Source organism: Pseudomonas sp. P5_A2_2 (assembly GCF_054177685.1).
Genome location: NZ_JBGCUL010000257.1, coordinates 1 through 5,606 on the forward strand (window position 1 = coordinate 1; position 5,606 = coordinate 5,606).

6 protein-coding genes and 1 tRNA gene are annotated in these 5,606 nt (G+C 58.4%); all 7 read right to left on the reverse strand.

What is annotated here, in order from left to right; translation table 11 throughout:
• On the reverse strand, positions 1 to 1,038 hold a 1,038-nt coding region (nadA, locus tag ACXRVY_RS15550), incomplete at its 3' end, for a quinolinate synthase NadA (protein WP_458237704.1).
• Between the two features lie 271 nt (positions 1,039 to 1,309).
• Positions 1,310 to 1,385 (reverse strand) — tRNA-Lys (locus ACXRVY_RS15555).
• A 63-nt stretch (positions 1,386 to 1,448) separates the two neighbouring features.
• Positions 1,449 to 2,141, reverse strand: coding sequence for a 7-cyano-7-deazaguanine synthase QueC (gene queC, locus ACXRVY_RS15560; RefSeq protein ID WP_458237705.1), 693 nt, complete (start codon positions 2,139 to 2,141; stop codon positions 1,449 to 1,451).
• 1 nt (position 2,142) lies between these two features.
• Positions 2,143 to 2,790 carry a 7-carboxy-7-deazaguanine synthase QueE gene (gene queE / locus ACXRVY_RS15565; protein ID WP_008047363.1) on the reverse strand — a complete coding sequence of 216 codons (648 nt, stop codon included), beginning with the start codon at positions 2,788 to 2,790 and terminating at the stop codon, positions 2,143 to 2,145.
• Positions 2,791 to 2,956: 166 nt separating this feature from the next.
• Entirely contained in the window at positions 2,957 to 3,796 is an 840-nt protein-coding gene (gene ybgF, locus ACXRVY_RS15570; RefSeq protein WP_223459482.1) for a tol-pal system protein YbgF, read from the reverse strand.
• Between the two features lie 6 nt (positions 3,797 to 3,802).
• A complete protein-coding gene (pal, locus tag ACXRVY_RS15575; protein WP_003178634.1) occupies positions 3,803 to 4,300 on the reverse strand; it encodes a peptidoglycan-associated lipoprotein Pal in 498 nt (165 codons plus the stop codon).
• Between the two features lie 52 nt (positions 4,301 to 4,352).
• Positions 4,353 to 5,606, reverse strand: a 1,254-nt coding sequence (gene tolB, locus ACXRVY_RS15580; RefSeq protein ID WP_458237706.1) for a Tol-Pal system beta propeller repeat protein TolB, incomplete at its 5' end; no start/stop codon positions are given.

The following is a 5,606-nucleotide window of genomic DNA, read 5'->3' on the forward strand; positions in this document are numbered from 1 at the left end:
CATCCGCGCCGCCTGGGTGAAATCAAGCATGCGCTTGAGCGGCCGGATCGCCTGAGGGATCAGCGCCGGGTCGACAAAGATCTCGTTCGACCCTTCCTTCAACGCCTTGAGCGTGCGTTCAAGGGTGTTCATGGCCATCCACGGGCAATGCGCACAACTGCGGCACGCCGCGCCGTTACCTGCCGTCGGGGCTTCGATAAAGACCTTGTCCGGGCACAGCTGCTGCATCTTGTAGAAGATGCCGCGGTCGGTCGCCACGATCAGCGTCTTGTTCGRCAGGCTCTGTGCCGCCGCGATCAACTGACTGGTGGAACCCACGGCATCGGCCAGTTCAATCACCGATGTCGGCGACTCCGGGTGCACCAGAATCGCTGCATCCGGGTACAGCGCCTTCATGTCTTCAAGCTGCTTGGACTTGAACTCTTCGTGAACGATGCAGGCACCGTCCCATAGCAACATGTCGGCACCGGTCTGGCGCTGGATGTAGGTACCCAGGTGCTTGTCCGGGCCCCAGATGATGGTCTCGCCGTTGTCCATCAGGCTCTCGACGATTTCCAGCGCACAGCTTGAAGTCACGACCCAATCCGCTCGAGCCTTTACCGCAGCGGAGGTGTTGGCGTACACCACCACCGTACGCTCCGGGTGTTGATCGCAGAACGCGGAAAACTCGTCCACCGGGCAACCCAGGTCGAGCGAACAGGTCGCTTCGAGTGTCGGCATCAGCACGCGCTTTTCCGGGTTGAGGATCTTGGCGGTCTCGCCCATGAACTTCACGCCGGCGACGACCACGGTCTTGGCTGGATGGGCATTGCCGAAGCGGGCCATCTCCAGCGAATCGGAGACACAACCGCCCGTTTCTTCGGCCAGCGCCTGAATGACAGGGTCACAATAGAAGTGGGCCACCAGCACCGCGTCCTGAGCCTTGAGCTCGGCAGCGATGGCAGCACGGTAATAAGCCTCTTCATCGGCGGTCAGCGGTTTGGGCTGTTTGGCGTCGAGGTGGGCTTGAACCAGAAGGCGTTCGGAAATCTGCGTCATGTTCGCAAGACCTGCAGGCGCATTCGCGCGAAAGTCGAGTATACACCCGGCTCCGGACCCATCGGGGTACCGCCGGGAAAGTGGGTATTCATCAGGCACGGACAGCGTTGAAGCTGGGCAAGGCTACAGAATAACCGGCGGATGCAAAAGATGATTCTGACTTGTGTCACAGGACGTAGCCCGCAGCGAGGCAAGACTGAATCGCAGGCAAAAAAAAAACCCGGAAATCCTCACTTGCGTGGGCCTTCCGGATTTTCTAAACCGCCAAAAATGGTGGGTCGTGTGGGATTCGAACCTACGACCAATTGGTTAAAAGCCAACTGCTCTACCAACTGAGCTAACGACCCGCTGTGTGGTGGCGCGTATAATACTGATTTTTAAGGACTATTCAACACCTATTTTGAAATAAATCAAAAATAAGGGGTTGGATCGCTGATTCCGGCTGCCGCAAAGCCCTCTGCACGCAGTCGGCAGCTGTCGCACTTGCCGCACGCACGGCCTTCATCGTCGGCCTGATAGCAGGAAACGGTCAGCCCGTAGTTCACGCCAAGCTTCACGCCGGCCTGAACGATCTGCGCCTTGCTGAGGTTTTGCAGGGGTGCCTGAATGCGGAAGCCATTGCCTTCCACGCCAGCTTTGGTTGCCAGGTTGGCCATGCGTTCGAACGACTCAATGAACTCGGGACGGCAGTCCGGGTAACCGGAGTAGTCCACCGCATTGACGCCGATGAAGATGTCGCGTGCACCGAGCACTTCAGCCCAGCCCAGGGCCAGGGACAGGAACACCGTGTTACGCGCAGGCACGTAAGTCACCGGAATGCCCTCACCCGCCTCTTCCGGAATGTCGATGCTGCTGTCGGTCAGCRCCGAGCCGCCCATGCCGTTCAGGTTCAGACCGATCACCTTGTGCTCGACCACACCCTGGTCCTGCGCCACACGCTCGGCGGCGTACAGTTCAGCGTGAGACCGCTGACCGTAGTCGAAGCTCATGGTGTAGCAGCTGTAGCCTTCGGCACGCGCCATGGCCACGACGGTCGCCGAGTCCAGGCCACCGGACAGCAGGATGACCGCACGTTTTTCAGCAGTATTGAGTTGTTCAGTCATTTCAGCGCCCCGGCTCGTCATTCCATAGATATTTATGCAGCTGCAATTGCAAACGCACTGGCAGATTGTCCGCCACCACCCAGTCCGCCAGGTCCCGGGCATTGAGATCATGGTGACTTGGCGAGAACAGGACTTCGCCGGCACGCAGGTCAAGACCGTACTGGATCAGCTTGGAAACGGACCAGTCATAGTCCTCCCGCGAGCAGATGACAAACTTCACCTGATCGTTGGGCGTGAGCAGCTCGATGTTTTCGTAGCGGTTACGGTGCGCTTCCTTCGAACCCGGGGTTTTCAGGTCGACAACACGACTGACCCGGGAATCTACTGCCGAGATATCAATAGAACCACTGGTTTCCAGTGACACTTCGTAACCGGCGTCACACAGACGCTTGAGCAAGGGAATGGCGTTGGGTTGCGCCAGGGGCTCGCCGCCCGTGACACAGACGTATCGCGGACGAAAACCGGCGACCTGCTCGAGGATATCGTCGAGGGTGCGGATGGTCCCGCCGGTGAACGCGTAGGCGCTGTCGCAGTATTGGCAACGCAACGGACAACCGGTCAGGCGCACAAAAACAGTGGGCAGCCCGGCAGTCCGAGTTTCACCCTGCAACGAGTAGAAAACTTCGGTGATTCTCAATGTGTCTTGCATAGTCGCCACGGGCGTAACAGCTAAACAGGCTGTCCGCCTCCGTCAGGCACTTCAAGGAACCCCGGCAATGCGCAGATCCCAAAAAGCGTGTTTCAGAAAAAGGGTGTGAATTCTAACGAAAAAACCCGCGACAAGCGCGGGTTTCTTCAAAACGGGTCAAGCAGGCTTACATTTTCTGCAGATCGCGTTGGGCCAGTTGAGCGGCGGAAGTGCCCGGATATTGCGACACAACCTGCTGCAGAATACCTTTGACCCGGTCGGTATGACCCAGGCGGCGTTCCACATCAGCGAGCTTGTACAGCGAATCAGGCACTTTGGCGTGCTTCGGATACAGCTGCGAAACCTTGGCAAATGCCTGACCTGCACCTTGCAGATCGCCTTTGGCCAGGTTTACTTCGCCCAACCAGTACTGGGCATTGCCCGCGTATTGGCTATTCGGGTATTTGCGCAGGAATGCGGCGAAAGCCTGGCTGGCCTTGTCGAAATCCTTGGCCTTGATCAGGTCGAAAGCAGCATCGTAATAGAGCTTTTCCTTCGCCGGATCTGCCGGTTCGCTACTTGCGGCGGGTGCTTGAGCAGCGGCTGCGCCAGCTGCCGCACCTGCGGCTGCGCCGGGGGCATTCAAATCACCACCGGTGGAAGAATTTTGAGGACTCGCGGCTGGTGCAACGCCGGTTCCTATGCGCCGATCAAGATCCTGGTATCGCTCCAGGTTTTCCTGCTTCATGCGCGCTACATCATTTTGCAGTTCTTCGATCACACCCTGTTGGCGCGAGATCTGTTCCTGCATTTGTTGCAGTTGGTTGAACAGCTGGCCCTGTGCCGAGACAGGAGTCGAAACCCCTCCCCCGGCATAGGCGCCGTTCGTACCGTAACCCGCAGGCGGATAACTGCTCCCGCTATTGTTATAGCCGGAGTTGTCCTCGACCACAGGAACCGCAGCCCACACCGCAAGCGGTGCGAGGCTGAGAGCCAAAACAGTTACAGCACGACGGCACGTTCGCATGACGAATTACTTACGCAGTTCGACGCGACGGTTTTGAGCCCAGGACTGCTCGTCGTTGCCGGTAGCAACTGGACGCTCTTCGCCGTAGGAAACCAGTTCCAGCTGAGCTGGGGAAACGCCTTGCAGTACCAGGTAGCGCTGAACGGCTTTCGCACGACGCTCGCCCAGTGCCATGTTGTACTCACGAGTACCACGTTCGTCGGTGTTGCCTTCCAGAACAACGCGAGCGCCGTTTGCTTTCAGGTCTTTGGCGTGAACGTCCAGAGCGCGCATGGCTTCTGGCTTCAGGTCCGAACTGTCGTATTCGAAGTAGAAAGTGGTGATAGCGCGCAGTGCAGCTTCTTCGCTCAGGGAGCCGTCAACTGCACCAGTGTTTGCGCCGTAACCAGCGTTTGGATCTACCGCGCCTTCACCGGCATTGTCGCCGCCTTTGGACGAGCAACCTACAGCTACAGCCATGGCCAGTGCCAGCGCAGCAAATTTACCAAACTTCAGCATTTCCATCGTGAAACTCCTAATGAACCCCAGTGTGTTAAGTACAACGTATAGCGCCGCGTCAGTTCAGGAAAGGGGACCAGGAAGGTTCTCTGACTTCGCCTTGTGCGGTAGGAAGCGGGAGCCTTACGCGTCCATTGATGGACACGAGCATCAAGACTCCCCGGCCCTGCTGGCGGGTGGCGTAGATTACCATGGTGCCGTTGGGCGCGACAGTGGGCGACTCGTCCAGAGTGCTATCAGTGAGGATCTTTACACTACCGCGCTGCAAATCCTGGGCCRCCACCTTGAAATTGGTGAAGCCATCCTGACGGTGAATCATGACAAGCGTCTTTTCATCAGCCGACAGTTTAGGGTTGGCGTTGTAATTACCGACGAACGTCACACGCTCTGCACCGCCACCACCCGCGCTGGTCTTGTAGATCTGCGGCTTGCCGCCACGGTCGGAAGTGAAGTAGATGGTCGAGCCATCCTTGCCCCAGAACGGTTCGGTGTTGATACCTTGACCGTTGGTGACGCGACTGATCTGACGCGAACCCAGGTTCATCACATAGATGTCTGGGTTGCCGTCTTTCGACAGTACGAACGCCAGGCGCTGACCATCCGGCGACCAGGCCGGTGCACCGTTCAGGCCTTCGAAGTTGGTGATCTGCTCACGGCGACCGGTGTCGATGTTCTGCATGAAGATGCGTGGACGCTTCTGCTCGAAGGAGACATAAGCGATGCGCTTGCCATCCGGTGCGAAACGCGGCGACAGGATCGGCTCACGCGACTGCAGCAGGGTCACGGCGCGGGCACCGTCGTAGTCCGAACGTTGCAAGGTGTAGCGAGTGTTGTTCTCGGAGAAACGCTCGGCCGTTACATACAGCAGGCGAGTCGAGAAGGCACCCTTGATACCCGTGAGTTTCTCGAACGACTGGTCAGAGATGTAGTGCGCCATATCGCGCAACTGATCGACGCCGCCCGACACGCTGCCGGTCAGCACTTGCTGCTCGGTGGCCACGTTGAACAGTGCGTATTGCACCTGCAGGCGACCGCCCGCCGGCACAATGCTGCCGACCATGACGTACTGGGCACCCAGCGCCTTGAAGTCACGGAAGATGATTTCGCTGGCCTGGCTCGGCTGGCTGATCATGTTCTGTTTTGGAAGCGGCGAGTAGTAACCCGAGTTACGCAGGTCGTTACCGATGATTTCCGCCATGTCGTCCGGCAGCACGCTACCACCCTGGAAACCGAACGGCACAACGGCGATCGGKGTCGCCCGATCGCTGCCGCTGGTAACCAGAATGTTTTTCTCATCTGCCATCGCCATCCC

Coding starts and splice junctions, on each gene's coding strand:
- queE (WP_008047363.1), bottom strand. CDS start 2,790: ATGCAAGACACATTGAGAATCACCGAAGTTTTCTACTCGTTGCAGGGT.
- ybgF (WP_223459482.1), bottom strand. CDS start 3,796: ATGCGAACGTGCCGTCGTGCTGTAACTGTTTTGGCTCTCAGCCTCGCA.
- pal (WP_003178634.1), bottom strand. CDS start 4,300: ATGGAAATGCTGAAGTTTGGTAAATTTGCTGCGCTGGCACTGGCCATG.